This window comes from Candidatus Seongchinamella marina (assembly GCF_026262685.1).
Lineage (GTDB): Bacteria > Pseudomonadota > Gammaproteobacteria > Pseudomonadales > Halieaceae > Halioglobus > Halioglobus marinus.
This window is the reverse complement of the sequence record NZ_SHNP01000005.1, coordinates 459,507-486,209: the sequence shown is the minus strand read 5'-3', so window position 1 is coordinate 486,209 and position 26,703 is coordinate 459,507. Positions and strand designations below refer to the sequence as shown.

The following is a 26,703-nucleotide window of genomic DNA, read 5'->3' as shown; positions in this document are numbered from 1 at the left end:
CTCAGACACAATTCGAAAATCAAAAATTACAAGAATTTGTGAGTCACTCGTTGTGTCTGAATAGTCGTGATCAACTATCCCAACAAGTGCCCACACATCTGTCTTCGTCTATTTTGTTAAGCAACACTCAAACCGCCGGGGTTGTGAGTTTTCGGTGGGGTGCTCCCCCTTACCGAGGATGCGCATTATACGGATCGTTTCGATGCCCGCAAGGGCTTTTGAGAAAAAATTTCAGGTTTTTCACGTGCCCCTGAAAGGCGCCTGTTTTTCAACCAGAATGAGGGCTTTGAAGCCTAGCCGCTCAGCACATCTGAGCGGCGCGACCGATACACAGGAAGGCGCCAGATAAGCAACATAAATAGCAGCACACTATAGAGAATCGGCTCACCCAAATCGGAGCGAGCCTGCCACAGCAGATGCAAACAGGCGAGCATCGCGACCGGATAGACAGCTCTGTGCAGCCTGCGCCAGTTGCGCTTCAGCCTGCGCTGCATTTTGCGGGTAGAGGTCACTGCCAACGGCAACATTAACACCCAGGCCAGGGCGCCCACCGTGATATAAGGTCGCTCTACCAACTCCTCTACCAAAATGGCGGGCGTCCAACCAATATAGAAGTGGCCGAAGCTTGCCAGGTGAACCGTCGCATAAAAGAATGCAAACAAGCCCAGCATTCTCCGCAGGGTCATCGGCCAACGCCAGCCCCATATCTTGCGGACCGGCGAGACGGCCAAAGTCACCAAAAGAATCCGCAAAGACCATTCGCCGGTCAAATGCATGATCGATTCAGCAGGATCCGGGCCCAATGCGTTCGTTCCCGCTGCGTACACCAACCAGCCAAAAGGCAGCAGGCATAACAAGAACACGACTGGTTTCAGTGCCCTCATGGTTAATAATTCTTCTTCAAATCCATTCCCGCGTAGAGCGAAGCCACCTGTTCCTCATAACCATTGAACTTTCGAGTGGCTATACGATTGGGACTAAACAGAGAAGACGGCAGTCTGCGTTCGTACTTCTGACTCCAACGCGGGTGGTTAACTTCAGGGTTAACATTGGAATAAAAACCGTATTCCCTTGCGTTGGATAACTGCCAGGAAGTGGGTGGCTGCTCCTCGGTGAGTCGTATCTTGACCACAGACTTAATGCTCTTAAACCCGTACTTCCAGGGTACTACCAGTCTGACGGGAGCACCGTTCTGGTTGGGCAGGGTCTTGCCATACATACCGACCGACAGAATCGCAAGCGGGTGCATGGCTTCATCCATACGCAGCCCTTCTTTATAGGGCCAATCGATCGTACTGGTGTAGGAGCGAGTACCACGCATCTCGCTCGGGCGGTACAGCGTTTCAAAAGCCACATAGCGCGCCTTGCTGGTCGGCTCGAAATCCTTGATTAAATTTGCCAGTGAAAACCCGACCCAAGGGACGACCATAGACCACGCCTCTACGCAGCGCAGACGATAAATTCTCTCTTCTAGCGCATAACGACTGAGAACGTCTTCAAGATTAATTTTCCCTGGCTTGGCGACCTCCCCCACAACTTCTATCGTCCAGGGGTCGACACTCATCTCATGGGAATACTTGGCAGGGTCGCCCTTGTCGGTGCCAAACTCATAGAAATTACAATACGAAGAAATATCACCTGCAGGCGTCGCATCTTCATCCGTCCAGTAACCTTCTGGGCCGCTTGCTGCAGCTTGATAGTCTAAAGATACTCCACCGGTCATTGGAGCAGCCTTGGTATCGAGAGCCAGGCCTCCCATTACAGGAGCGGCCAAAAGTCCGGCCACTTTCATAAACTGCCTGCGTTGCAAATAGACGGACTCAGCTGTTATTTCCGAGGAAGGGATGTGTGGAGCTTTAAATGTTGCCATTGAAACCAATTCCTAATGTCCTGACTTGATAGTGAGAACGCGATGAGAGGCATTGGTTCCGCGACATTGTGCAGAGCCCTCAACAGCACTTAACCAGCAGCAGGCTTTTTACGTTTAAAGACCGCCTTGATGGGCCCCGATGCCGCATAGCCCAAAGAGGCCAACAGAAGAACCAGCGGAGGATCCAGAGTGACAAGACCAAACACCAAAACAACCAGAATCATCACTACAAACGGCACGCGTCCGTGGAAGTCGATACCTTTGAAGCTGTTGTAGGGGAAATTGGCAATCATGAGTATACCGGTGACCGCAGTGAGGCCGCCCAAAACCATCGCCATCTCATGGGGCAAGTCAGCTCCAACCCAGCCCAGGTCGTTACACACCCAAACCGCGCTAACGATAAGGCAGGCGGCAGAGGGGCTGGCTAGGCCCGTGAAGAAGTTTTTGTCGGCCGTATCAATCTGCGTATTGAAACGCGCAAGGCGCAACGCCGCGCAGGCCACGTAAATAAATGCCGCACTCCAACCTATCTTGCCCAGGTCCCCCAGGGCAAAACTGAAAATAACCAGTGCCGGCGCCACACCAAAAGACACCATGTCGGCAAGGCTGTCGTATTCAGCGCCAAACTTACTCTGCGTGTTGGTCATTCGAGCGATGCGGCCGTCTAAACCGTCCAACAGAAGTGCAGCCAAAACAGCAATCGGCGCACTTTCGAAGTCCCCGCGCATTCCCGCAATAACCGCATAAAAGCCAGCAAACAAACCACCCGTAGTAAAAAGATTGGGCAGTAAATAAATACCCTGCCGGCGCACGGACTCGCCGTTTTCCGAAACCTCCTCCTCGTGCTCGTCCACCAATATTTCCAGTGGCGCAGTCACTCCGGGAGCGCTACCACGTTCTTCCTCGGCGGGCTTATCCTGATCCTGGTTTTCCATGTTTCTTCGTTCCGGTACGGAAATTAACGATAATTATATCAAACGGAGCCCGGGTAGGTCTGCCCGGCGACATCCCACAGGGATTTCACTAGAGGACTGCTAAGTCGCTGCCTCAACGCAGCAAGGCCGATAGAAAGCGATGGCAGTCCGTTTTCTATATCAACCGTCTCCACGCCCTCTCCCAGACCACTGGACTCAATCACCAGCTGCGGTGCAATTCCAACCCCGAGGCCCAAACTCACCATTGCGACAATCGCTTCGTGTCCAGCCACCTGGGCATAAATCCGCGGCCGAATCCCCCGATCTCGAAGCCAATCGTCCAGCAGTTCCTTGGTGGTGCCACGTTCGGGCACAATCAGCGGCAACGAATCCCACTCGATTTCCCCGCGTTCTTGCTCATCCAGCACTCGCTCCCTCACCTGGCAATGTGAGGCAGGCATACAAAACTGCAGCGGTGAGTCCACCAGAGGCAAAAAATCCAGCCGAGTCGGTGATTGCAGCGGACGAATAGTTACCGCCAGGTCGTCATGCCCGTCGAGGACCCGCCCAACGCCGTCTGCCTGGTCACCGGTGTGCATCATAATATCCACCGCCGGATGCGAAGCACGGAATGCAGCAAGAATAGGAGCCAGGAAGGTATGGCTCGCGGTTACTGAACAGTAGAGGCTGATTTCGCCTGCGAGTTCTCCCTCACTATCCAGCTTTCGTTGCAGTTGCTGCCAGTCGGCCAGAGAGCGCCGAGCAAAGTCACGAAATTCTCTACCGGCGTGATTCAAGGCAACACTGCGCCGGTCGCGGTCAAACAGTGGCTGGCCGACCTCCTGCTCCAGCCTGGCGACGGCTCGGCTTACCGCCGACACGCTCATGTGGAGGTTTTCGGCCGTGCGGCTGAAGTTAAGTGTCTCTGCCACCGAGAGAAAGACAGAAAGGGCTCGGGTATCCATCGCTAGCCTTTGCAGTTTTCGCAATACAGTATCTCTTATTTAGCGTTTTACGCAAGCAATAGCTTTGCGTATGCTTCACAGCCTCTAATTACACAGTATCCAACCTTTAAACAGGAGAACTCCCATGGGACAAAACTACTTCAACACCCTGCCCCTGCGTCTGCAGCTGGAAGAACTGGGTAAATGCCGCTTTATGGATCGCTCAGAATTCGCCAATGGTTGCGACTACCTGAAGGGCAAAAAGATTGTCATCGTCGGCTGCGGTGCCCAAGGCTTGAACCAGGGCCTTAACCTGCGTGACTCTGGCCTGGACGTTACCTACACCCTGCGCGAAGCTGCCATTATTGAACAGCGCCAGTCCTGGAAGAACGCCACTGAGAACGGCTTTGCCGTAGGCACTTACGAAGAGTTAATTCCCGGCGCCGACGTGGTAATGAACCTGACACCCGACAAGCAGCACACCCCCGTGGTACAGGCCATCATGCCGCTGATGAAGGAAGGGGCCTGCCTGGACTACGCCCACGGCTTCAATCTGGTCGAAGAAGGCATGCAGATTCGTAAAGATCTCACTGTCGTCATGACCTGCCCCAAGTGCCCGGGCACTGAAGTCCGTGAAGAATATAAGCGCGGCTTTGGCGTACCGACACTGATCGCGGTACACCGTGAGAACGACCCCAAAGGTGAGGGCATGGATATTGCCAAGGCTTTGGCATCCGGCACCGGCGGCGATCGCGCCGGGGTACTGGAGTCTTCTCCTATTGCTGAAGTGAAATCAGATTTGATGGGCGAGCAAACGATTCTTTGCGGCATGCTGCAAACTGGCGCCATCCTGTCATTCGATAAAATGGTGGAAAAAGGCATTGAACCGGGCTACGCCTCCAAGTTGATTCAGTTTGGCTGGGAAACAGTGACCGAAGGGCTCAAGCACGGTGGCATTACTAACATGATGGATCGTTTGTCCAACCCGGCCAAGGTTCGCGCTTTCCACCTGGCGGAAGAACTAAAAGATATTATGCGCCCCCTTTATGAGAAGCATCAGGACGACATCATGTCCGGAGAATTTTCCGGCACTATGATGACAGACTGGGCGAACGACGACGCCAACCTGCTGGGCTGGCGCGCAGCGACCCAGGAAACTGCTTTTGAAAAAGCGAAAAATACCGACGCAGACATTTCTGAGCAGGAGTATTACGACCACGGCATTTTGCTGATTGCCATGTGTAAGGCCGGCGTAGAGCTCGCCTTTGAGGTCATGGTTCAGGCTGGCATTAAAGAAGAGTCTGCGTACTACGAGTCACTGCACGAAACACCGCTGATCGCCAACACCATTGCGCGTAAGAAGCTGTACGAAATGAACGTGGTCATTTCAGACACTGCTGAATATGGCTGCTACTTGTTCGATCACGCTTGTCGTCCGCTGCTTGCTGACTTCATGGCCAAGATCGACACCGACGTGATTGGCAAAGGCATTAGCGGTGGTAACGATGTCGACAACGCCGAGCTGATTGCCGTGAATCGAGAAATTCGCAATCACCCAGTTGAATTGATCGGTGCTGAATTGCGCGGCTACATGACAGCAATGAAACGCATTCTTTAATACGTTTATCGCAGACAAAAAAAGGGGCCATAGGGCCCCTTTTTTTGTGATTAAGTCTTTTACATGTTCAGGCGATGCTAGAGGCTCAGCACCTTTTCACCACGGGAAATACCCGCAACACCCGAACGAACCACTTCCAGAATGTCCACATCAGTCATCGCAGACACAAAGGAATCCAGTTTGTCGGAGGTACCCACTAACTGAATGGTATAAACGTTAGGACCTACATCCACGATCTGCCCACGGAAAATGTCGGTAGTGCGTTTAACCTCATCCCTGGCAATGCCAGTTGCGCGCACCTTGATCAACATCAGATCACGCTCAACGTGCGCGCCTTCGGTCAAATCAACTACCTTCACCACATCGACCAATTTATTTAACTGTTTGGTCACCTGCTCGATGTGCAGGTCATCACCAATGGTGGTCAACGTAAGACGAGACAAGGTCGGGTCATCCGTGGCCGCCACATTCAAGGTTTCGATGTTGTAGCCGCGTTGGGCGAACAGACCCACCACGCGTGACAGCGCACCGGCCTCGTTTTCCATGAGCATAGATAGTATCCGTCGCATGATCAGGTCCTCTCGTTCTTGGAAAGCCACATGTCTGCCATAGAACCGTTAGGAGCGATGTGCATCGGATACACATGTTCCATACGATCGATGAGGACATCGACAAACACCGTTCTATCCTTCATCGCAAAAGCCTCGTCCATCGCGTCATCAAGGTCGTCCAGTTTTTCCACCTGAATGCCCACGTGCCCGTACGCCTCCATCAATTTGACGAAGTCAGGCAGCGAATCGGCATAGGTCACCTGCGAATAGCGACTCTCATACTGCATGTCCTGCCACTGCTTCACCATGCCCAGGTAGTTGTTGCGCAAATTAATAATTTTTACAGGCGTCTTGTAGTGAGTGGCAGTAGACAGCTCCTGAATATTCATTTGAATGCTGCCCTCACCGGTGACACAGGCCACATCGGAGTCGGGGAAGGCCAGTTTAACGCCAATGGCTGCCGGCAGACCAAAACCCATAGTGCCCAGGCCACCCGAATTGATCCAGCGGCGGGGCTTGTTAAAGCGATAGTACTGGGCAGCAAACATCTGGTGCTGACCGACATCCGAGGTGACATAAGCATTACCGTCGGTGGACCGGTACAGACTTTCAATCACTTGCTGAGGCATGATCATGTCGCTCTCTCGATAGCGACGGCCGGTCAGCAAGCCGTGTGAAGCACGCCACTCATCGATTTGTTGCCACCAGCGCTGCAATGCTCCCGCGTCAGGCAGGCCTGCATCTTTTTCTCTGATCTGCTCGATCTGGCTCAACATCTCGGTGAGTACAGATTTCACCGGACCCACAATGGGTATATCTGCCGTGACCGTCTTGGAGATCGAGGCCGGGTCCACATCGATATGGATGATCTTGGCACCGGGGCAGAATTTATCCACGGTATTGGTCACCCGATCGTCAAAGCGCGCGCCAACTGCAAGGATCACATCGGCGTTGTGCATCGCCATATTGGCTTCGTAGAAGCCGTGCATACCCAGCATGCCCAGGAACTGACGGTCGGAACCGGGGTAACAACCCAGGCCCATCAAAGTATTTGTCACCGGGTAATTAAGGTCCTGTGCGAGGCGGGTCAACAAGTCGCTGCCCTCGCCCAGAATCACCCCACCACCGGCATAAATCATCGGACGCTTCGCTGCCAGCAGCATGCGAGCGGCTTTCTTGATCTGCCCAGTGTGGCCACGCTGCGCCGGCGCATAAGAGCGCAACTTCACTGATTCAGGATAGTTGTACTCAAATTTCTCGTCCGGCCGGGTAATGTCCTTGGGAATATCGATCACGACCGGACCTGGCCGGCCTGTCGCAGCAATATGGAAAGCCTTTTTGATAATGCCGGGAATTTCTTCAGCGTGCCTGACCATGAAGCTGTGCTTCACGATCGGCCTGGAAATACCGATCATGTCGGTTTCCTGAAACGCATCCTCACCAATAAGGTGGCTTTGCACCTGACCGGAGAGTACGACCATGGGAATGGAATCCATGTAGGCGGTGGCGATACCCGTAATGGCGTTGGTCGCGCCCGGGCCTGAGGTCACCAAAACCACACCGGGCTTGCCAGTGGCACGGGCGTAGGCATCTGCCGCGTGGGTGGCTGCCTGCTCGTGGCGCACCAACACGTGGGGCACCTTACAGTCCTTGAACAGGGCATCGTATATATGTAGTACCGCGCCCCCGGGATAACCGAAAACGTATTCAACGCTTTCATCTTCCAGTGCACGAGCGATCATTTCACCGCCGGATAGCATTTCCACAACAATTCTCCAATAAGCAGCGCAGCGCGTAACCCTCGCCGGTGCGTATCATTTTTTCGTGTGGACGTTGCAAAAACAAATACCTGAGACCGGTATTCGAATGGCCACGCCACCCCCTTTGTCGAGCTAGATACACTGTGCTTTCCACTTCAGGGAGCAACACTCCATCAGGGAAAAATCGATCACAAACCGTGTATCGTCGCCCTGCGAGGTAGCGCAGTGTCTGGCCCTCAACCTGGCCAGTGCGGCGCAAGTTGATTATGGGACTCACAAACAGCTGGCTTGAATAATCGGATCAATCCAGTAAGCCAGAGGCCGAGGGTACTCGACGTTAGCTGTTGCCATGAGTGAGACGCCCGTATTGTTGAACTGAAAGCAGGTAATGTCAATAATGAAGGCATGAACTAAATCACGATTCCGGTGATGAGGCGTTGCGAAGCGACATTAGGTCGGGTAGTTTTGTAGTGAATACAATAGGTTATGCTAGCTTACGGTGAAAACTTTGACTCATTCAAGCCTTCAATCGCTTACTTTTGCTGCACTTCTAGGACTGACAGTGGCAATGCCTGCTGCCGCAGGAGTAGTTTACCGGTGGCTGGATGAACAGGGAAATATGGTTGTTAGCGACCGGCAGCCCGCTAATGGGGTGGACTTCGAGACTATTTCCACAAATTCAGGAAGAACAGTGACTGTTTCGGGACCAGAAGCTAAAACCGAGGAACCACCCATAGCGACTGAGGAAAAAACGGCGCCCGAGCAAAATGCCGCTGACCAAACGTCCAAGCCAAAAAAAGACGACGCGCTGTGCAAGCAAGCCATGAACAATATGCGCATTCTGGAAGATGGGCCTAGAGTCAGGTTTACCGATGACAAAGGCGAAGTTCGATTTATGACCGATGATGAAAGGGTCATTGAGAAAGAACGCACTGCCGACGCAATAGAAGCATACTGTGACTAGAGAACGATCTTCAGGAGGATCAAATCATGTTTGATCGTATTGTCAAACTTACTTTGCCAGGTTTGCTTACAGCAATAACCTGCTTCTCCGCGTATTCCCTGGCAGACACTGTCCACTATCGCTGGCTGAACGAACGTGGGTTTACTGTCTATAGCGACCGCCCCCCACCTGAGGGCGTGGACTACGAAGTCGTTAGCAGTGAATCAAACCTGAAACGAGTGGTGGATGGAGACACTGGTGCCGTGCCGCTAGAAGTTGTCCCCAGCGCTAGCAACGAGTTCCTATCTTCAACCAAACGTCCCGAAAACACCTCAGCTGAAAAAGCTCGACTATGTCAGCGTGCCAACGACAATCTTGACGCATTAAGCACTGGCGACATCATTACTATAAGGGACAGCAACGGGGAAGCAAGGCAGCTTTCCACACAAGAGATTGCTATCGAGAAAGAAACCGCAAAAGCGCAAATGAGCGTTTATTGCGAATGAAACATCTAAACCCAATCAAAAATGGCCTTACGGCCCTTTTTTATTTCTCAAACCACTAAAGCGCGGCATCACTTTCCTCAGTGTAGTACATTCTTCGACGAATCGGCGGCGCTACAGGAATAATCTCGACCGGGCGATAACCCTCACAACCCACGCAAACAGTCACCGTCTCACAGTCGGCATGCCCTGGACAGTCTGGAATAGGCTCAGGTTCCTCACACTGGTCACCGACACAACGCTCGCGGCCAGGAGGGATACTCACTGTTGCGATAATTGGTGGGATAGGAATGCCACCACTAGTAATTTCGTTTCCTTCTGTAAAGACAGGCGCGAACACATTGACTGCATAACCTGTCCCAATCCCTAACGGCTTAGTGCATAGACCATTACTAGCTCCACCAGGTTGGAAACTATTAAAAAACACTTTACCACCCCCTATGGCGGCAGAATTCGGAATTTGCTCCCCCCTGTCCGGTAAATCCATATACCAGCCGCTCTTCGCTTCCAAATCGATTTCTTCAGGCTCCTCATCCTCATCAAGCACCACGGCTTCTACAACTGGAAAGAAATTGCCGGTATCATCCATATCGATACCTCCTGACACAACCGCTTGGTAGGGCCGATCAAATAATGTGTAAAAGCGATTCTGAACGCTGTCAGCCCACGGGTAGTTCGCTTCCAGTGGTCGCTCTCGATCACCAGAGCCTAGCGCAATTACCACTGTGCCACTTAAAGCTCCAACTGCTGGAGCGCTAAAGAATCGACGTTCGGCATTACTTTGAAATGCCACTTTGTCCATAGTCCAATCATCGATGGCGAGCGAGCCAACTTGCGTTTCGGGGTTAGCACCTGCCATCGAAGAAAAATTGACGCGATATATATTGCCGGCCGCATCTGCCAAATAAGCAAAATCGATAAATCCATCAAAGTTGATATCGACATAATCTGGTTCAGCAACCACGGGCGCTACAGTTTCGAATGTTGCCAATTTTGATCCATCGGTCGCATCAAGTACGTATACCATCCGGCCTTTGGCAGAACTGGTACATGGCAGAGTAGCTGTATCAATATTGAGGCATTCATCAAAACCTCCACCGAAAATCACAATCGGCAGAGGCTGAGGATCCATCATGTCTTCGTCATCATAGCCGGAAACATAGCCAGCGACAGGAAAAGACCAGGTTTGTCCTATTTCGGCCTCGTCACCAGAGCACCCAGTATCATTACCTAAATTTGGACAGCCAAAGGTCCAAAGTAGCGTGGGAGCGGAAGGCGATGTAACATCCAAAGCGTAAATCATACGACCGCCTCGCCGCATCGTTGGGAAAATGTAGGCCCTGGTCAATGTACCAGCATCAGAATATTCAACGAACTGACCGCTGGAGCCATCGAAGAAATAATCTTTCTTTTCATAATTATAACCGGGCTCTTCGGTAATCCCTTCATAGGCGATAAGCGGTGAATTTTCATAGAGTCGCTCTATGCCAGCGTAATGCTCGGGCGCGACCAAAGCCCAGTCTTCAGCCCCAGTCTCCGCATCAATCATGCGGAACATACCATCGTTGCTGCCGTAAAAAACTTTCACGCTATCGCTTGCATAACGAATAGATAAAGGCCGAGAGTGCACAACGTCGCCGTGTACACTAGGACGCAATCCTGTGGCGGGCATGTCTTCATACTCTCCCACGGCATTGCCAGTCTCACCCGCGGCGTCGCCTACCAGGTAGTCATATAACGTACTGCCAAGAGTTGCCGTATTGGCATCACTCCAAAGCGCCATAGCACCACTATTGACTGTATAAAGATTACGCTCATCATTGCTTCTCTCAAGTTCCCGCGTCTGCTGGGCAACACCACCTTTTTCTACAAACGGCCCATCGGGTAGATCAGAGTAGGGACTGTTTTCTGTGAAAATACAGTTAGTAATAGGTTTAACGTCCAGCTTGTTCAAATCCCAATAATCTCCAGTATCGGAACTCCAGAAGCTTTCCGCGCACTCGCTGATGTAGCCCGAATCGGTGTTGACCGCGAGATAAAGGTTTGCATCAGCTAGCTCAGGCTTGTTATCGAAAATTGCTAACTGATAATTTTTTAGATTACCAAACCAACGTGGTTTTTTGCCCTGGGTCGGACGAAACATACCAATAAACACCTGGTTATCAGCCTGAGCCCTGTTAGTCGAACTTATGGGTAGTGTTACTGCGGCAAAGCTTGAATTTTCAGAAAGAATTTCCTGTAAAGCTGATTCAATCGCGAACTTAATATCGGTGCCATTATTTGCCTGAAAATATCGACCGCCTCCGACATCCGCAGCGCTCTTCAATAGTGCGCTGTGTTCCTCATTGGGCTGGGCGTTGAAAACATCGATGGTATAGGTCTTGACGTTGATACGCTCCGTTACCTCTTCTTCATCGTCAGTCCCTTCGTTCAGAACCGTCGTGTAGCCAATACCCCAGTCCCACAAAAACTTGGTCCAGTCATCAAGGTTCCAGGAGCGCCCGATTTCGGGCTCGTTACCATCGAGGAGTTCGATTTCATATTTACCATCAATACTTTCAACATTAAATTTTCTTTGGGCCCCACCGCAACTCGAAGCAATGCTTACACAACTGCAGTTGGCTTTCCCCTCACAAATACCACCAGCTTCATTTTCCGTCACTGTACATAGTTCAATATCATTCTTGTGGTAACAGGATGTAGTAGGGCCCTCATCAACCGGCAATCCGTTAGGAACGAAAACCACTTCGAAGTTATCCAAAACGAGAGGAGGAGCATCGCCAAGATCAGACAACCCATCCGGACCGACTCCTTGAAGCCCAAGATCTGCGTAGAGTTGCGTCAGCACGCCACTATTAGTCGAGTCATCTTCACGCGGACCACTTGAATTAGGATTGCCCACGAAAATAAGGTATGTATCGGCGCAAGCATCAGCATCAGTCAAAGGGCTATTAAAATTATCGTACTCTGAATCATATGCAGCCGGGTCGCTAATAGTCGATTCGTGACGTGCACCACCAAAAATAGAGTCCCCATCATCAAGATAATTATAGACGTCATACATCAAGTTACCGAACTCTTCATTCGAGTTTCGCTTGATCGCCGTATCAGTAAAGTTGTCGTACACCCGCTCAATGAGAAGGTATTCAAGACGTACAAGTGAGTCTGAGTTAAGTTCCTGTAAATGATGCCAGACCTGTCCGCCATTCACATTGGCGTCTCCTTGTCCACTCACAAAAGTCATTAGACCTACGTTAATTTTTCCCGCTAGGTCCGGGTTGCTTACAACATCCCAAATTGCCTTGGCCTCCGACTGCCCCATCGCAACCGCCTCTGGCCACTGTTGCGAATTTGACGACCAGTTTGAAGTGTTATCCAATACAAAGATTACATTCGGCAAGTTCGTGTTTATTGTTGTGGTACCGGCAAATATGTCGATGTCCTCGGCTCGCGTCGAACCACCAAAAAACACTGTTACCATTAGGGCAACCCCTAAAGCCTTAAGATATTTTCTCATGGTAATTACTCCTGACATCCTATGACGGACACACTGTGTCAATCGCATTTAGCGTAGTTAAAATAGAAACACCCTGACGCACTGTTACTGATGCGCCAGTGAGAGGATCAGTGGCCACGGCTTCGAATTCCCAAACAGAATTTGCACACATGGAATAGACAGCGGGTGGTAGAAAGCAACTGGCATCAGCGGCATTATTAAAAACATCAAGGCCAGCATTTTCAATCGGTGTCACGATGACGCAAGTCGGTTCTGTCAAAGTCACCCTAATATCATCAGATGTGTCTATCGTGCCATTTAAATCATAGCAACGGGTGTTTACATCGCCATCGCACGGGTCCTCAAACAGGTTAAGAGTATTGGTTGTAAAAAGGCCCGTACTAATCGCTTCCTCAATTGCCGAAATCGCTGCTGAACGAACCGCCTCGCGACTTTCCATATTCTGTACGATTTTAAGGTCGGTCTGAACGAGATTCGATGAAGTCACGATCATAAAAGTGACTGCCAACAACAAAATCAGTGCAATTACGAGCACCACGCCGCGCTGCCGGGAATGCATTTCTAGCGACCTCATAACTGCTCTTCCCTTCTTCCCGCGACATTGCGCAAGCCGACCGTACGCGTATACACCTGACGCCGGTGATCTTTAAGATCATTTGGCACTACATAAGCGGCACCGGCGATATTGTATGCTCGATCGTCACTGTAGCCAGGGCTAGGCTCGAGGTTGCGAACGACCAAATAAATACGCACCATGACCACGTCACCCCATTCGGTATTAACTGGGGCGGCTTTGGTTTCATCCACCTGCCCGTCTCCATCGTTATCCAAACCGTATTCGAAGCGCAGAAGCTCAACACCTTCAACTAGAGGGACCTGACGATAAGTGGCGGGGCCGCTTCCCTCCAGGCGCGCTCTTCTTAGCTGGTCATCATTTTCATCATCGTCGGGGTCGTCATGAACAAAATATATAGAATTAAATATGCGGTACCTAGGTGCCAAGACAGTGGAATCACATTCGCGCGTCTCTCCTGATAAGGCCGACAATCCGCTTCCGCCCGCCTCAATATACAAATCAGCTGGTAATCGAGTGCCGTCGGCAGGGTCAAAGCATGCATTAACCTGCACGTGGAAGTCCTCTCCTTCCGGGTCGCAAGTACCCGCTGGCAGTGTGCCCAATGCACAGCTACTGGCTCTGCGCACCGCAATAAAGTCGGTGCCCGCCTTAACGGTGGTGATGCAGTTACCACCCACGGTCGCCTCCTGCCCTTGAACAGGCACACCAATGGTATGCCACAGTTCGCCAATTGCCGTGTCCGTATCCGCATCTAACCCAGCACATACTGGGGGTAGTCCACTGGCGGGAAGCGCAGGAAGAGCGGGCATAGCCGGCGACCATCGGGGCGTATCACCGACTTCACCCCAAAAGTCGGAATTGTTGATGTCATTTTCAATCACTCGAAGCGCATAGGCGGCACTTTCAATTTGCCTGCCAGTGCGCTCCAGCTCATAACGGGTCAGGCTGTTTTGTGTGGCTATTTCGGTGACCCCCAGCATGATAATCACGCCAAGCGCCAAGGCAATCATGATTTCGATCAGGCCCAACCCGTCACTGCGGTCGGTATAGCGACTGGCCATATTCACATTCATAGCGCCAAGTCCGCCAATACTGCATCAAGACTGAAGGTTCGGCGAAAACTATCGTCGTCTCCGTACTCATCTTCTCCACAATCTGAACGTGGGGCCGAGGTCGGTGTCGTGCCTTGCCAAGCCACTGTGATACGCACAACCGCTTCGCCAAAGTTCGTATCAACTACGTTTTCTATGCAGCCTCGTGCGCCTGATACACTGCCCTGATTGGCCCCAGCCAGTGTTACATCGGTACCCGCGAGAAAATCATTCCATTCACACAGATCATTCTGGGCCATAGTTGCTGAAAGGGGGTCTGCGGGGCAAATATCATCTGGATCAAGCAGACCGTATTCGCTGCCATTTGGGTAATCTCCGTTCCTGGCGGCCAGAGTATTGACTCGTAGTCGATTCACCATATCCTGAACCAAGAGTATGGCTTGGGCACGTTGATAGGTTTCGAGCTGACTTTTCAGCGTAGTGACCTGCAAACCAGCAAGACCCAGAAGACCAATAGAAATAATCAACAAAGTGACTAAAACCTCAATCAGTGTAAAGCCTCTCGAGCTTGACGATACTGGACTACGAATCATGGCTAGCAGCCCTCATCAGTGGCATAGCCACCGACTTCCAATTTCAAGCAACCCGATTTTGTAGCAGCGCCAGACCCAACGGACAGGACAAACCTTAGCCCGCTAGCCACCCTGCCCGACGGCAGGAATCTTGGTGTAGCTGACTCTGGCAACGTCGTGATAGTCAAATCGTTTGCACCTGATAGCACGTGGTTGAGAATATCCGGATCGCCGGAAGCTGGATCTATTATTTGCCATCCAGTAGTCCAGTCACCGTCAGTCGTCGGTGTGACCGAGATTGCGACATTGCGTTTAACTGCTTCGGAGCGTGCGGTCATCAGTGCGATACGCAAGTCCGCGCTGGTCGATCTATAGCGCTGATCAACGATAAAGCTGCGAAACGACGGGAGGCCTAAACCAAGCAAGACTGCCAAAATCAAAACTACAATCATAAGCTCGATCAACGTAAACCCCTGATCACGACTGGAGCGTATATATTCCAACGTAATCACCAAGCCGCTCCATCTCTTGTCTTGGTTCCTGCTTGATCGATAACAAGCGTTCCATCACCCGACTGCTGACCTTTTGGCACTAGCGTTATTGAGAACGTCGGAGGCGGCCCAGGGAGCGGGCTGAAAGTGATATCGTAGTTACTGATAACTCTAGCCCATTTGGCTTTAACAGCGCTATCTCCAACATCATCAAAACCAAGCTGTACTTTTGTGGCATAGCTTCTTGAATCGTTAAAGTAGAGCTGTTGTCTCTGCGCCACCTCCATCAGGTAAGACTGAGCCTTGCTTCTATTCGCTTTCCTCACAGAGTCTTGGTATGCCGGCAGCGCAATTCCGGCGAGTACGGCAACAATAACCACCACAATCATCAGTTCCACTAACGTAAAACCGCGCTGCAAGGCATTTCTGTTGTTCGGCAAGTCCATATTCCCCATACCCATCTCTGTTATTTATAGAACAACAGTATGCCGAACCGGGGAAAGAAATCACCGACAAATGGTTGATAACTATGGATAAACGGTGATGCATACGAAAGAAGGCCCCGAAGGGCCTTATTTACTTATTGTTGAAGACCGTCGAATCACCCTCCAGGTCGACCGATACGGTCTCCCCGGGCGAAAAGTCCCCGCTCAATATACGGTTAGCCAGCGGATTCTCCAACTCCTGCTGAATCGCCCGCTTGAGCGGCCTTGCGCCATACACAGGATCGAAGCCCGCCACAGTGAGATGCTCCATGAACGCCTCAGATATTTTCAGCTTCAGCTCGCGCTCGGCAAGACGCGCCTCCAATCCTTTCAGCTGGATATCGGCGATACCGCGAATCTGGCTTTGCAGCAGTGGATGGAATACCACCGACTCATCCACACGGTTGATAAATTCAGGGCGGAAGTGGGTGCCAACCACGTCCATTACGGCAGATTTCATCTTGTCGTAATTGTCCTCACCGGCCATTTCCTGAATCAGGTGTGAGCCAAGGTTCGAGGTCATCACGATTACCGTATTGCGGAAATCCACGGTACGACCCTGACCATCGGTCAGGCGGCCATCTTCCAGCACTTGCAACAGGATGTTGAACACATCCGGATGGGCCTTTTCGACCTCGTCCAGCAGCAATAAGGAATAGGGGCGACGACGAACCGCTTCCGTCAGGTAGCCGCCCTCCTCGTAACCGACATAGCCGGGAGGTGCACCAATCAATCTCGCGACAGAGTGTTTCTCCATGAACTCGGACATATCGACCCGCACCATGGCCTGCTCTGAATCGAACAGGAATTCCGCCAGGGCCTTGCACAGCTCGGTTTTACCGACGCCGGTGGGGCCGAGGAACAAAAATGAACCATTGGGTCGGTTAGGATCAGAAAGCCCTGCTCGTGAACGACGCACCGCGTTGGACACTGCCACCACCGCTTCGTCCTGACCCACTACACGGCTGTGCAGCTCGTCTTCCATACGCAACAGCTTTTCGCGATCGCCTTCCAGCATCTTGGAGATGGGAATACCGGTCCATCGGGAAACCACCTCGGCCACCTCTTCTTCCGTAACCTTGTTACGCAGTAGCGTGTGCTCAACGGTTTCAGCCACCTGGGCCTCTTCCAGCTGCTTTTCCAGCTCGGGGAGTTTGCCGTATTGCAGCTCTGACATTTTGGTCAGATCACCGGCACGCCTGGCGGCCTCCATTTCCTGCTTGACCCGCTCAAGGTCACTCTTAACCTGGGCACTGCCTTGCAGGGAGGCTTTTTCCGCTTTCCAGACTTCTTCAAGGTCGGAAAACTCACGTTCCACTTCCTCGATCTGCTCATCTAGGTGCTTTACCTGCTCCTTGGCAGTTTCGTCTTTTTTAACCGCTTCTCGCTCGATTTTGAGCTGAATAAGGCGGCGTTCCAGTTTGTCCATCGCCTCTGGCTTGGAGTCGATTTCCATGCGGATACGACTCGCAGCTTCGTCCACCAGGTCGATGGCCTTATCCGGCAGCTGACGGTCAGTGATGTAACGCTGGGATAGCTTTGCAGCGGCAATGATGGCGCTATCTGTAATGTCCACACCGTGGTGCACTTCATAGCGCTCTTTCAGGCCACGCAGGATCGCAATGGTGTCTTCTTCATTGGGCTCATCAACCAAGACCTTCTGGAACCTGCGCTCCAGTGCGGCGTCTTTTTCCACATACTGTCGATACTCATCCAGAGTGGTCGCACCCACACAATGCAACTCGCCGCGCGCCAGGGCTGGCTTAAGCATGTTGCCCGCATCCATAGAGCCCTCGGCTTTACCGGCACCGACCATGGTGTGCATTTCATCAATGAACAATATGACCCGGCCTTCTTCTTTAGAAAGCTCGTTAAGTACCGACTTGAGACGCTCTTCAAATTCACCACGAAACTTGGCGCCAGCCAGCAGTGAACCAAGGTCCAGAGACAAAATGCGCTTGTCTTTAAGCCCTTCAGGCACCTCACCATTGATCACGCGCTGGGCAAGACCTTCGATAATGGCGGTTTTACCCACGCCGGGTTCACCGATCAATACCGGGTTATTCTTGGTACGGCGCTGCAACACTTGAATGGTGCGGCGAATTTCATCGTCACGGCCAATCACAGGGTCCAATTTGCCCTGCTCGGCCCGCTCGGTCAGGTCGATAGTGTATTTTTCCAGCGCCTGACGGGATTCTTCAGCTTCCGGGTTGTCGACTGCGTCACCACCGCGCACCTCATCAATCGCAGTTTTCAGTGCTGCAGGTGTCGCGCCGCATTGCTTGAGCAGATCGCCCGCCTTGTTTTTGCTTTCCAGCATGGCAAGCAGCACCAGTTCGCTGGAGATGTAGGTATCTCCGCCTTGCTGGGCCAGCTTGTCAGTCACATTGAGGATACGCCCCAGATCCTGGGAGACGCGTACATCGCCTGCATCACCGTTGACGGTGGGCAGGGTATCGATGGCACCCTGCACTTCTGAGCGCAGGTTATTCAGATTAGCGCCCGCTTTTTGCAATAAGGGCCGGGCTGAACCGCCCTGCTGCTCTAGCAGTGCACCCAACAGGTGCACAGGCTCTATAAAATTGTGGTCCTTACCCAGGGCTGAAGACTGGGCGTCAGCCAGTGCGGACTGCAGCTGGTTGGTCAATTTGTCCATTCTCATCGTTAATCATCTCCTTGGCCCAGAGTTTTCCTTTGGGTTGGCCATATTTCTCTCTTAGGGGGTTATATGAGGCCATTTTGGATAATTTCAAGGAGCTGGAGTGGTAGCTCGCGGGAGACTCGCTGGGACCCCGCTATTGCGGGGGTGGCAGATCAGGGGTTAATTACAATCACCGAAGCCATCCGTCCGGTCTGGCCGTCCCTGCGGTAAGAAAAAAAGTGCTCTGACTCTTTGACAGTGCAGCGATTGCCGCCGTGAATCCGGTTCACCCCCACGCTAGCGAGACGGTAACGGGCCAGATGATAAAGATTAGCCAGGTAGCGGCCTTTATTCTCACTCGGGGTAAACGCATCCCCCTGGGAGGTCACATCCAGAAATGCCTCGCGCACTTCAGGCCCGACTTCAAAGGACTGTGGTCCAATAGCCGGCCCCATCCAGGCCAGCAACCTCAAAGGATCTACATCCATAGCGGCAACAGTTTTCTCAAGCACACCAGCCAAAAGGCCGCGCCAACCGGCATGAGCGGCAGCCACCACCCGGCCATCTTCACTGGCCAAAAGCACCGGCAGGCAGTCCGCTGTCATCACCGCACAGGCCACCCCTGCCTGGTCAGTCCAGCAAGCGTCTGCTTCAGGATAGCCATTGGCTGATGCCTTGATCACGCGAGTCCCATGAACCTGGTTGAGCCATTGAATAGATGTGCCAGCGGCCAATGAATTCAGCAATTTGGCGCGGTTGTCGGCGACCGATTCTGGATCGTCACCCACATGATGGCCGAGGTTAAAGCTTTCCCAGGGAGCCGCGCTACTGCCCCCGAGCCGGGTTGTTGATAGGGAAGTGACCCCCGGAATCGTCCAGCCGGGCTTAATAAAGGGTGGCGTCACTGTTTAACGCCGGGTCTTCGGTTTCCAATACATCCAGCAGACCCTGCAGGTCTGTGGGAAGCGGACATTCAAAATTCATCTCTTCACCAGTTTCAGGGTGAAACAGCCCAAGCGCCCTGGCATGCAGAGCCTGGCGAGGGAAACCTCGCAGCGTGGCGATAAGCTCTTCAGAGGCCCCTTTGGGAATGCGAGGACGCCCACCATAAGTCGGGTCACCCACCAGCGGGTAGTGTTTGTGCGCCATATGGACACGAATCTGATGCGTACGGCCAGTTTCAAGGTTTACCGCAATACGGGTGTGGTGCCCATAGCGTTTGGTCACTCGGTAATGAGTAATGGCGGGCTTTCCACCCACCACTAACACAGCCATCTTCTTGCGCTGCTTGGGATGGCGCCCCATGGGCTCATCAACGGTACCACCGCCGGTCATTACACCAATACACACCGCGACATATTCCCGCCTTATAGTGCGCTCTTGTAACTGCGACACCAGGTCCTGATGCGCCAACAAACTCTTGGCTGCAACCATAATGCCGGAGGTCTCCATGTCCAGCCTGTGCACAATGCCTCCGCGCGGCAGCTGGGCCATCTCAGGCGAATGGGCCAGCAGCGCGTTGACCAGAGTGCCGTCAGGGTGCCCCGCCGCGGGGTGTACCACCAATCCGGCAGGTTTGTTCACTACCAGGATGTGGGCGTCCTCATAAATGATATCGAGATCAATATTCTGGGGCTGCCAACCCACAGCCTGCTCGGGCTCAGTATCGATGCTCAACTGGGCACCATGGAAGACCTTATCGCGAGTGCGCAATTGCTTGCCGTCCACTAGCAAATCACCTTTTTTGATCCAGGTCTGCAGCCTCGAGCGCGAGTAGTCTGGAAATAACTTGGCTGCTATCTGGTCCAGGCGCTCGTTATCCATCTCCGATGGCACGTCGGCGCTCAGTTGTATCCTTTCGGTCATTATTTTTCCTGTTTATGCGCTCTTCCGGGTGTGGTTAAATACGCGCCTTAACTTTGGTATGCATATTAGCATGCCCCAACCGTCTGCATTGGTGAGATAATTTTGAAGTACGCTCTGGTTTTCCTGCTCAGCCTCATTATCATTGGCTGCTCTGGCAACGATGAATTGCCCGATATTGCCGCTGATACCGGTGAGCAACAAATTTACGAAGAGGCCCAGCGCTATCTGCGTAATAAAAACTGGAACCTGGCTGTGCGAAGCCTACAAGTGCTGGAATCTCGCTACCCATTCGGCAAATACGCAGAACAGTCGCAGCTGGAAATTATTTACGCACACTACAATGGTTATGAGCACGATGCCGCGGTTGAAGCTGCAGAACGATTCATTCGCCTACACCCAGCTCACCCCAATGTGGATTACGCCTATTACATGAAGGGTCTGGCAGCATTTGCTGGCAATGACGATATTTTTTCCCGCTTCTTGCCTACTGACGAATCAGAGCGCGATGTGAGCCAGGCCAAAGAGGCCTTCGCAGAATTCAACCAGCTGGTTTCGCGCTTTCCGGACAGCCCCTACGCTCCTGATGCCAGGGCTCGCATGGTGCACCTGCGCAACTTGCTGGCACGCCACGAGATTTTGGTGGCCAACTACTATTTCCGTCGAGGCGCCTACATGGCCGCCACGAACAGAGGTCGCTATGTGGTCGAGAACTTCCAGCGAACACCTGCGGTCGCTGATGGGCTTGCGGTAATGGCACAGGGCTACATTTTGCTGGGTCTTGAGGACCTGGCCAAAGACACTATCGGCATATTAGCCATGAACTACCCGGAACATCCCAATCTGGACAAGAACGGCGAATTCAAAAGTGTTTACACGCTGGATGGGCTGCAGCGTAACTGGATCAACAAGGCCTCTTTTGGCCTCTTCTTCCCGCCTACTCCCCCACAATTCGACAGTCGGCCCAAGCGTTAAGCCGGGTTCAGAGTCCGATACGCCAGCCTGAGGTGATCGGATAGCGACGATCACGACCAAAACCACGTCGTGTGATACGCACACCGATCGGTGCCTGCCGCCGCTTGTATTCGTTGATATCAACTAGCCTGAGCACCCGCTGCACCTGCTCGCGATCGAAACCATGATCAATAATGGCCTCGGCACTCATATCCCGTTCAACGTACATCTCCAGGATCTGATCGAGAATGTCATAGGGCGGCAGACTATCCTCATCCTTCTGGTCTGGCGCCAGCTCCGCTGAGGGGGGGCGATCAATCACCCGCTGAGGGATGCAAGGACCCAGCGTATTACGATAACGGCAAAGTTCAAAGACCAAGGTTTTGGGCACATCTTTAAGCACATCAAACCCGCCTGCCATATCGCCGTAAAGTGTCGAATAGCCCACAGCCATCTCGCTCTTATTGCCTGTGGTCAATACCAGCACACCTTTCTTGTTGGAAATAGACATCAAGAGCACACCGCGACAGCGCGCCTGCAAATTTTCCTCGGTGGTATCCGGTGTAGTACCGGCAAATTCTTCCTCTAGGCTCGCCATAAAGGAGGCATAGATATTCTCGATGGAAATGACCTTGTGCGTTACACCCTGGGTTTTGGACTGTTCTGCCGCGTCATCAACACTCATCTGTGAGGTATAACGAAACGGCATCATGATCGCTTCAACTCGCTCAGGACCCAGGGCCTCCACCGCAACAGCCAGCGTCAATGCCGAATCGATACCCCCGGACAAACCCAGCACAACCCCTTTGAACCCATTTTTGTTCACGTAGTCACGCACGCCCAGTACCAGGGCCTGCCAGGTCGCCGCCATCTCGTTCATGGGTGCATTCACCGCTTGACCACTGAAAGGCTGGTTTTTGTTCTCATTATCGTACTGCAACCAATATTCGCCCTCTTCGAAGCTAGGTGCTGCCGCGGCAACAGTTCCATCAGCGGTAACCGCAAAAGAGCCGCCGTCAAACACCAGCTCGTCCTGCCCCCCCACCTGATTGACATAGACAATCGGGAAAGCTGCTTGCCGGGCTCTTTCAGCGACCATTTCCCAGCGCTCACCGCGCTTCCCGCGATGATAGGGCGATGAATTCAAGTTGAGCAGGATTTCAGCTCCGGCCTCGGCGGCATCGGCCGTTGGGTGTTTCTCCCAAATGTCTTCACAAATACTAAGGGCCACCTGAACCCCCTGTATATCAAGCACACAGGGGGCAGAACCGGACACAAAGTAGCGCTTCTCGTCGAACACCTGGTAGTTAGGGAGGCACTGCTTGTGATACTCGGCAACCAGTTTACCGCCATGAATCACTCCCGCTGCGTTGTAAAGTTCACCCCCTTCTCTCTTGGGGTAGCCGATGACAACCCAGGCAGCTTCGGGCAGCTGCGAGCAGAGTAACTCCAGTGACTGGTCGACCCGCAGTTCAATACTGGGCCGCAGCAACAAGTCTTCAGGAGGATAGCCACTGAGCGTCAGCTCCGGGAATACCACTACCGGCTGATCGTGAGTATCAATCGCACTCTGGACGATCTTAATCACTCGTTTAGTATTGCCGTCGAAATCACCCACGAGGGTATTCATCTGGGCCATAAGAATATTCAGGCTTGCCATACTGCTGCTCAATGGAAGGTTTCCGGGGACGCTATTTTCCGCAAAACCGCGACTATAAGCCAGCCCGATTTACGCTACTCCTGATACACTGGGCTAACGACAAGGGAAGAAACAACAGGCCAGGAGCCAGAGTGAACCGTCCAGCCATTCTAACCAGGCCCAGCGCATCGACAGGACAGCAGAACCAGGCGCTGTTTCGCATCTATGTGGCCTACCGCTCGCTGCTGTCGTTGGTTTTGCTCATCATGCTGATAAGCCCCAACACTCGACAGTTGGTGGGCGTACTCTATCCCGCACTCTATGTGTCGGTTGCCCTGCTGCACCTGGCTACCAGTGTTCCTTTAGTCGGCTCCCTGTCAAAGCGGCTCAACCAGCGCATGATGATGCTGGTATTTGTTCTCGATATCGTGAGCATCACCCTCATGTCACACGCCAGCGGGGGCCTGGTCAGCGGCCTGCCAATATTACTGGTAATTACGGTAGCTGCCAGCGCTGTCCTGATTTCCAACCGCACCTTGGCAACGCTCATTGCAGCCCTCTGCGCCCTGGCGCTGCTGGGCGACACAACATTGCTGATATGGACCGGCGTTCAAAATTCTTCCTCGCTGTTTCCAGTCGGATTGCTGGGCGCTTTGATATTTATCGTCTCCATGATGGTGCAGGCGGTGGCTCAGCGACTGGGTCGAGCAGAAGAGCTCGCGCGCAACCGAGCCAGTGATCTATACGACTTGCAGCGCCTCAATGAGCAAATCGTTCAACACATGGAAACCGGCATACTCCTGGTGGATGGTGAAGGTGTGGTTCGCGTCATGAACAAATCAGCCTCCACCCTGTTGGTGCCCGAACGCCCGGTAATTATGGAACAAGGACGACAACTCTCCGAATACTGTAACGAACTGGCCTACCAGTATCAGGACTGGAGGGACAGTGGTCAGCATAAAGCCAGGCCATTTAAAGTCACGGAGGATGCCCCACCGGTTATCGCGCATTTCCGCGATCTTCAGCCCAGTACAGCCAGTGAAGCACTGGTGTTTGTTGAGGACTACACGCCTGTTACCCAGTATGCGCAGTCCCTGAAACTCACTTCCCTGGGGCGACTTACCGCCAGTATTGCCCATGAAATTCGCAACCCTCTGGGAGCAATAAGCCACGCTGCACAGTTGCTGCAAGAATCCAGTGATTTAGCGCCCGGCGACCAAAGGATGGCAGAGATCATCGACAATCACTGTGGTCGGGTTAATCAAATTGTTGAGAGCGTCATGCAAATTTCCAGAAGGGAGCCGCCAAAACCGGAGTACATACGCCTGGAAGACTGGCTAACCCGCTACGTAAAAAACTACCTGCAGGGTTTGAGCTCCCCAGCAGATATTACCGTGGACTGCCAGTTCAACGACTTGCTTGTAGAGTTCGACCCGGAGAACCTGGAACGGGTAATGACCAATCTTCTGGACAATGCCCTGCGTCACAGCGGCAAGGCCACGGGCAAAGACAGTGCCAGAATTATCGTCTCCCTGGACTTCGCTGCCCATCAGGCGATGATCGATGTGGTAGACCAGGGAACCGGTGTTCCCCGCGCGGATCAATCCAAACTTTTTGAGCCTTTCTATACAACCGTAGATGAAGGCAGTGGCATGGGCTTGTACCTGTGTAAAGAATTGTGTGAAATCAACAATGCCGATCTCAACTACCGACCTACGGAAAAAGGCGATAGCTGCTTTCGAATTTCCTTGACCCAACGAGCACTTTAAATGGCTGCACAACGCGTACTTATTGTTGATGATGAACCTGATATTCGTGAGCTTCTTGATATCACCCTGAGCAGGATGGGCCTGGAGACTTTTAGTGCAGCAACATTAGGGGAAGCACAGAGCCTTGTGTCAGAGGTATCACCTGACCTCTGCCTGACCGACATGAAGCTTCCCGATGGCAACGGTATTCATCTGGTGGAATACATTCAGGAGGCACATTCTCACATTCCAGTGGCGATGATAACCGCTCACGGGAGCGTAGAAACGGCGATCTCTGCGCTAAAGGCAGGTGCATTTGACTTCATCAGCAAGCCCATTGAGCTGGAAAGTCTGCGCAGCCTGGTCAGCAGAGCCCTGCAACTCGACGGAGACACTGCCAGCCTCAACAAGGCGGTAAGCAGCGACCTGATAGGCAATGCGCCTTCCATTCAAAAACTGCGGAAGCAGATCACCAAACTGGCGCGCAGCCAGGCGCCAGTGCATATCCAGGGTGAGTCGGGAAGCGGAAAAGAGGTTGTCGCCCGCTTGATTCACCACAACGGACCACGTGCGGCGGGCAATTTTGTCGCCGTCAACTGTGGGGCAATTCCTCCAGACCTGATGGAAAGTGAGCTGTTTGGTCATATCAAAGGCAGTTTTACCGGCGCAACCGCAGACAAGCCTGGTTTATTTCAGGCTGCAGCCGGAGGCACCCTTTTCCTCGATGAAGTGGCTGATTTACCCATTTCAATGCAGGTAAAGCTGCTGCGAGCAATTCAGGAAAAAGCCGTGCGCCCAGTAGGTAGCAATGAAGAAACCGCCACAGACGTTCGCCTTCTGAGTGCAACGCATAAGGACCTGGTCGCTGAAATCGATGCAGGGCGATTTCGTAATGACCTGTTCTATCGAATCAACGTCATCGACTTGCATGTCCCCAGTTTACGAGAGCGCGCGGAAGATTTGCCTCAGCTGGCCCGGACAATTCTGGAACGGATAGCTAGCGAGCAGGAGGAAGAAAAATTAAGGCTGGACGATTCAGCTATCGAAGCACTTTCCAACTACAGTTTTCCTGGCAACGTGCGTGAGCTGGAGAATATTCTGGAACGTGCGCTGGCACTGTCAGACGGTGACTTAATTACCGCTGAAGACCTGCAATTTTCAAGCATGTCATCGCGCAACCCCACGACCCGCGCTAGAGAGTCAGATAAGGAAGGCAAGCACACATGGTCTGAAGAAGAAGCCTACGGTGATATTGAGGGCTACCTTGATGAAATGGAGAAACAAATATTGAGCAAGGCGTTGGAAGATTCGCGCTGGAACAAAACTGCAACCGCAAAATTGCTCGGCATCAGCTTTCGCAGTTTGCGTTATCGACTGAAAAAACTGGGTCTGGACGAGTAATCGGTCGCTGGTTATAACTACCGCAAAAATGCAGCGGGACAATCACCCCACCCCCGCGCCATTCTGGGGCGCCCGAAAAGATTCATTACCACGCTCCAACTCTTTACAGAGGGTTCACTTTTGGCACAGACCATTAACGTGCGGTTTCTCCTGGAGCTACCATCGGGCCAGTAGGTAATAATTTCTTTCGCATTCTTAGTACCGGCACGATTAGTCAGGGAATACCTAGGATCAAGCCCCGCAGAAACTCGAAGAATCTGCTCATCTGCATCAAGTCTCCTGTCACCATCGTTGTCCACGAATACTGCCCAGCCATCAGCGAATACACCGACACACCCAGCTTTTCCTGAAATTGCGACTGCCGAGGGGCACATTCTTACTCGTCTGTTACGTTTAATCGCCTCACTCCGAGTAAACACGATATCAGTCATCAGTTCGGAGACATATTGCCTTATGTAAACACCATGCATAAGACGCTGCATGCCCGGCGCAACAACCGTTGCCAGGACACTAATAATGGACAGAACAATTAACAACTCAACCAGAGTGAAACCGATAAGGTCCCGAGGGTGATATCCATTCACGACGCGCCTCCGTGTCGTGAAAGTTACAATGGACCGGTGAGACTAGGCCAGTGTTTGGTTGAAAATGGAGAACAAG

General features: G+C 52.5%; 23 protein-coding genes. 6 read left to right on the top strand and 17 right to left on the bottom strand.

Annotated elements, in window-relative coordinates:
- Nucleotides 1-293: 293 nt before the first annotated feature.
- From EYC87_RS15960 to ilvY, 4 genes are all read right to left on the bottom strand, one after another.
- Nucleotides 294-884, bottom strand: a complete 591-nt coding sequence (locus EYC87_RS15960; protein WP_279253741.1) for a protein-methionine-sulfoxide reductase heme-binding subunit MsrQ — start codon at nucleotides 882-884, stop codon at nucleotides 294-296.
- Between the two features lie 2 nt (nucleotides 885-886).
- A complete protein-coding gene (gene msrP / locus EYC87_RS15955) occupies nucleotides 887-1,870 on the bottom strand; it encodes a protein-methionine-sulfoxide reductase catalytic subunit MsrP (RefSeq protein ID WP_279253740.1) in 984 nt (327 codons plus the stop codon).
- Between the two features lie 89 nt (nucleotides 1,871-1,959).
- The gene (gene pssA / locus EYC87_RS15950; RefSeq protein WP_007230054.1) at nucleotides 1,960-2,805 is read right to left on the bottom strand and encodes a CDP-diacylglycerol--serine O-phosphatidyltransferase; all 846 of its coding nucleotides are present in this window, start codon (nucleotides 2,803-2,805) and stop codon (nucleotides 1,960-1,962) included.
- 38 nt (nucleotides 2,806-2,843) lie between these two features.
- Nucleotides 2,844-3,773 carry an HTH-type transcriptional activator IlvY gene (ilvY, locus tag EYC87_RS15945; protein ID WP_279253739.1) on the bottom strand — a complete coding sequence of 310 codons (930 nt, stop codon included), beginning with the start codon at nucleotides 3,771-3,773 and terminating at the stop codon, nucleotides 2,844-2,846.
- Between the two features lie 100 nt (nucleotides 3,774-3,873).
- Here ilvY and ilvC point away from each other — a divergent pair, with 100 nt between their 5' ends.
- Entirely contained in the window at nucleotides 3,874-5,346 is a 1,473-nt protein-coding gene (gene ilvC / locus EYC87_RS15940; RefSeq protein ID WP_279253738.1) for a ketol-acid reductoisomerase, read from the top strand.
- A 77-nt stretch (nucleotides 5,347-5,423) separates the two neighbouring features.
- Here ilvC and ilvN read toward each other — a convergent pair whose 3' ends face one another.
- Together ilvN and EYC87_RS15930 are read right to left on the bottom strand one after the other, a co-directional pair.
- The gene (ilvN, locus tag EYC87_RS15935) at nucleotides 5,424-5,915 is read right to left on the bottom strand and encodes an acetolactate synthase small subunit (RefSeq protein WP_279253737.1); all 492 of its coding nucleotides are present in this window, start codon (nucleotides 5,913-5,915) and stop codon (nucleotides 5,424-5,426) included.
- A gap of 2 nt (nucleotides 5,916-5,917) precedes the next feature.
- Nucleotides 5,918-7,663, bottom strand: coding sequence for an acetolactate synthase 3 large subunit (locus EYC87_RS15930; protein WP_279253736.1), 1,746 nt, complete (start codon nucleotides 7,661-7,663; stop codon nucleotides 5,918-5,920).
- A gap of 562 nt (nucleotides 7,664-8,225) precedes the next feature.
- On the opposite strand from EYC87_RS15930, the gene EYC87_RS15925 reads away from it, so the two are divergent.
- The gene (locus EYC87_RS15925) at nucleotides 8,226-8,621 is read left to right on the top strand and encodes a DUF4124 domain-containing protein (RefSeq protein ID WP_279253735.1); all 396 of its coding nucleotides are present in this window, start codon (nucleotides 8,226-8,228) and stop codon (nucleotides 8,619-8,621) included.
- A 26-nt stretch (nucleotides 8,622-8,647) separates the two neighbouring features.
- Entirely contained in the window at nucleotides 8,648-9,106 is a 459-nt protein-coding gene (locus EYC87_RS15920) for a DUF4124 domain-containing protein (protein WP_279253734.1), read from the top strand.
- Between the two features lie 55 nt (nucleotides 9,107-9,161).
- On the opposite strand, the gene EYC87_RS15915 is transcribed toward EYC87_RS15920, so the two are convergent.
- The 9 genes from EYC87_RS15915 to rluD all read right to left on the bottom strand — a co-directional run bounded on the left by EYC87_RS15915 (nucleotide 9,162) and on the right by rluD (nucleotide 20,304).
- Nucleotides 9,162-12,620, bottom strand: coding sequence for a PilC/PilY family type IV pilus protein (locus EYC87_RS15915; protein ID WP_279253733.1), 3,459 nt, complete (start codon nucleotides 12,618-12,620; stop codon nucleotides 9,162-9,164).
- 19 nt (nucleotides 12,621-12,639) lie between these two features.
- The gene (locus EYC87_RS15910) at nucleotides 12,640-13,179 is read right to left on the bottom strand and encodes a hypothetical protein (protein ID WP_279253732.1); all 540 of its coding nucleotides are present in this window, start codon (nucleotides 13,177-13,179) and stop codon (nucleotides 12,640-12,642) included.
- Nucleotides 13,180-13,190: 11 nt separating this feature from the next.
- Nucleotides 13,191-14,270 (bottom strand): PilW family protein, encoded by a 1,080-nt coding sequence (locus tag EYC87_RS15905; RefSeq protein WP_279253731.1) that lies wholly within the window; start codon nucleotides 14,268-14,270, stop codon nucleotides 13,191-13,193.
- Nucleotides 14,267-14,842: a type IV pilus modification protein PilV gene (gene pilV / locus EYC87_RS15900; protein WP_279253730.1), complete on the bottom strand. Its 576-nt coding sequence runs from the start codon at nucleotides 14,840-14,842 to the stop codon at nucleotides 14,267-14,269. The genes EYC87_RS15905 and pilV overlap by 4 nt, the downstream gene beginning before the upstream one ends.
- Nucleotides 14,843-14,844: 2 nt before the next feature.
- Nucleotides 14,845-15,333 carry a GspH/FimT family pseudopilin gene (locus tag EYC87_RS15895; protein ID WP_279253729.1) on the bottom strand — a complete coding sequence of 163 codons (489 nt, stop codon included), beginning with the start codon at nucleotides 15,331-15,333 and terminating at the stop codon, nucleotides 14,845-14,847.
- Nucleotides 15,330-15,767 carry a type IV pilin protein gene (locus EYC87_RS15890; protein ID WP_279253728.1) on the bottom strand — a complete coding sequence of 146 codons (438 nt, stop codon included), beginning with the start codon at nucleotides 15,765-15,767 and terminating at the stop codon, nucleotides 15,330-15,332. Before EYC87_RS15890 ends, EYC87_RS15895 begins: the two co-directional genes overlap by 4 nt.
- Nucleotides 15,768-15,888: 121 nt before the next feature.
- The gene (gene clpB / locus EYC87_RS15885; protein WP_279253727.1) at nucleotides 15,889-18,459 is read right to left on the bottom strand and encodes an ATP-dependent chaperone ClpB; all 2,571 of its coding nucleotides are present in this window, start codon (nucleotides 18,457-18,459) and stop codon (nucleotides 15,889-15,891) included.
- Between the two features lie 152 nt (nucleotides 18,460-18,611).
- On the bottom strand, nucleotides 18,612-19,343 hold the full coding sequence (pgeF, locus tag EYC87_RS15880; RefSeq protein WP_279253726.1) for a peptidoglycan editing factor PgeF: 732 nt from the start codon (nucleotides 19,341-19,343) through the stop codon (nucleotides 18,612-18,614).
- Nucleotides 19,324-20,304, bottom strand: a complete 981-nt coding sequence (gene rluD / locus EYC87_RS15875; protein ID WP_279253725.1) for a 23S rRNA pseudouridine(1911/1915/1917) synthase RluD — start codon at nucleotides 20,302-20,304, stop codon at nucleotides 19,324-19,326. The genes pgeF and rluD overlap by 20 nt, the downstream gene beginning before the upstream one ends.
- A 102-nt stretch (nucleotides 20,305-20,406) precedes the next feature.
- Here rluD and EYC87_RS15870 point away from each other — a divergent pair, with 102 nt between their 5' ends.
- Nucleotides 20,407-21,276 carry an outer membrane protein assembly factor BamD gene (locus tag EYC87_RS15870; protein ID WP_279253724.1) on the top strand — a complete coding sequence of 290 codons (870 nt, stop codon included), beginning with the start codon at nucleotides 20,407-20,409 and terminating at the stop codon, nucleotides 21,274-21,276.
- Nucleotides 21,277-21,283: 7 nt separating this feature from the next.
- Here EYC87_RS15870 and EYC87_RS15865 read toward each other — a convergent pair whose 3' ends face one another.
- Nucleotides 21,284-22,915 (bottom strand): NAD+ synthase, encoded by a 1,632-nt coding sequence (locus tag EYC87_RS15865; RefSeq protein WP_279253748.1) that lies wholly within the window; start codon nucleotides 22,913-22,915, stop codon nucleotides 21,284-21,286.
- 131 nt (nucleotides 22,916-23,046) lie between these two features.
- On the opposite strand from EYC87_RS15865, the gene EYC87_RS15860 reads away from it, so the two are divergent.
- Together EYC87_RS15860 and EYC87_RS15855 are read left to right on the top strand one after the other, a co-directional pair.
- Entirely contained in the window at nucleotides 23,047-24,663 is a 1,617-nt protein-coding gene (locus tag EYC87_RS15860) for a sensor histidine kinase (protein ID WP_279253723.1), read from the top strand.
- Nucleotides 24,664-26,043, top strand: a complete 1,380-nt coding sequence (locus tag EYC87_RS15855) for a sigma-54-dependent transcriptional regulator (protein WP_279253722.1) — start codon at nucleotides 24,664-24,666, stop codon at nucleotides 26,041-26,043.
- A gap of 17 nt (nucleotides 26,044-26,060) precedes the next feature.
- Here the strand turns inward: EYC87_RS15855 and EYC87_RS15850 are convergent, their stop codons facing one another.
- The gene (locus EYC87_RS15850) at nucleotides 26,061-26,627 is read right to left on the bottom strand and encodes a GspH/FimT family pseudopilin (RefSeq protein ID WP_279253721.1); all 567 of its coding nucleotides are present in this window, start codon (nucleotides 26,625-26,627) and stop codon (nucleotides 26,061-26,063) included.
- Between the last annotated feature and the right edge of the window lie 76 nt (nucleotides 26,628-26,703).

Bases quoted from the DNA above. Each gene is read 5' to 3' on its own strand.
- EYC87_RS15960 (WP_279253741.1), bottom strand. From the start codon at position 884: ATGAGGGCACTGAAACCAGTCGTGTTCTTGTTATGCCTGCTGCCTTTT.
- msrP (WP_279253740.1), bottom strand. From the start codon at position 1,870: ATGGCAACATTTAAAGCTCCACACATCCCTTCCTCGGAAATAACAGCT.
- pssA (WP_007230054.1), bottom strand. From the start codon at position 2,805: ATGGAAAACCAGGATCAGGATAAGCCCGCCGAGGAAGAACGTGGTAGC.
- ilvC (WP_279253738.1), top strand. From the start codon at position 3,874: ATGGGACAAAACTACTTCAACACCCTGCCCCTGCGTCTGCAGCTGGAA.
- ilvN (WP_279253737.1), bottom strand. From the start codon at position 5,915: ATGCGACGGATACTATCTATGCTCATGGAAAACGAGGCCGGTGCGCTG.
- EYC87_RS15925 (WP_279253735.1), top strand. From the start codon at position 8,226: ATGCCTGCTGCCGCAGGAGTAGTTTACCGGTGGCTGGATGAACAGGGA.
- EYC87_RS15920 (WP_279253734.1), top strand. From the start codon at position 8,648: ATGTTTGATCGTATTGTCAAACTTACTTTGCCAGGTTTGCTTACAGCA.
- EYC87_RS15915 (WP_279253733.1), bottom strand. From the start codon at position 12,620: ATGAGAAAATATCTTAAGGCTTTAGGGGTTGCCCTAATGGTAACAGTG.
- EYC87_RS15910 (WP_279253732.1), bottom strand. From the start codon at position 13,179: ATGCATTCCCGGCAGCGCGGCGTGGTGCTCGTAATTGCACTGATTTTG.
- EYC87_RS15905 (WP_279253731.1), bottom strand. From the start codon at position 14,270: ATGAATGTGAATATGGCCAGTCGCTATACCGACCGCAGTGACGGGTTG.
- pilV (WP_279253730.1), bottom strand. From the start codon at position 14,842: ATGATTCGTAGTCCAGTATCGTCAAGCTCGAGAGGCTTTACACTGATT.
- EYC87_RS15890 (WP_279253728.1), bottom strand. From the start codon at position 15,767: ATGGGGAATATGGACTTGCCGAACAACAGAAATGCCTTGCAGCGCGGT.
- clpB (WP_279253727.1), bottom strand. From the start codon at position 18,459: ATGAGAATGGACAAATTGACCAACCAGCTGCAGTCCGCACTGGCTGAC.
- rluD (WP_279253725.1), bottom strand. From the start codon at position 20,304: ATGACCGAAAGGATACAACTGAGCGCCGACGTGCCATCGGAGATGGAT.
- EYC87_RS15865 (WP_279253748.1), bottom strand. From the start codon at position 22,915: ATGGCAAGCCTGAATATTCTTATGGCCCAGATGAATACCCTCGTGGGT.
- EYC87_RS15855 (WP_279253722.1), top strand. From the start codon at position 24,664: ATGGCTGCACAACGCGTACTTATTGTTGATGATGAACCTGATATTCGT.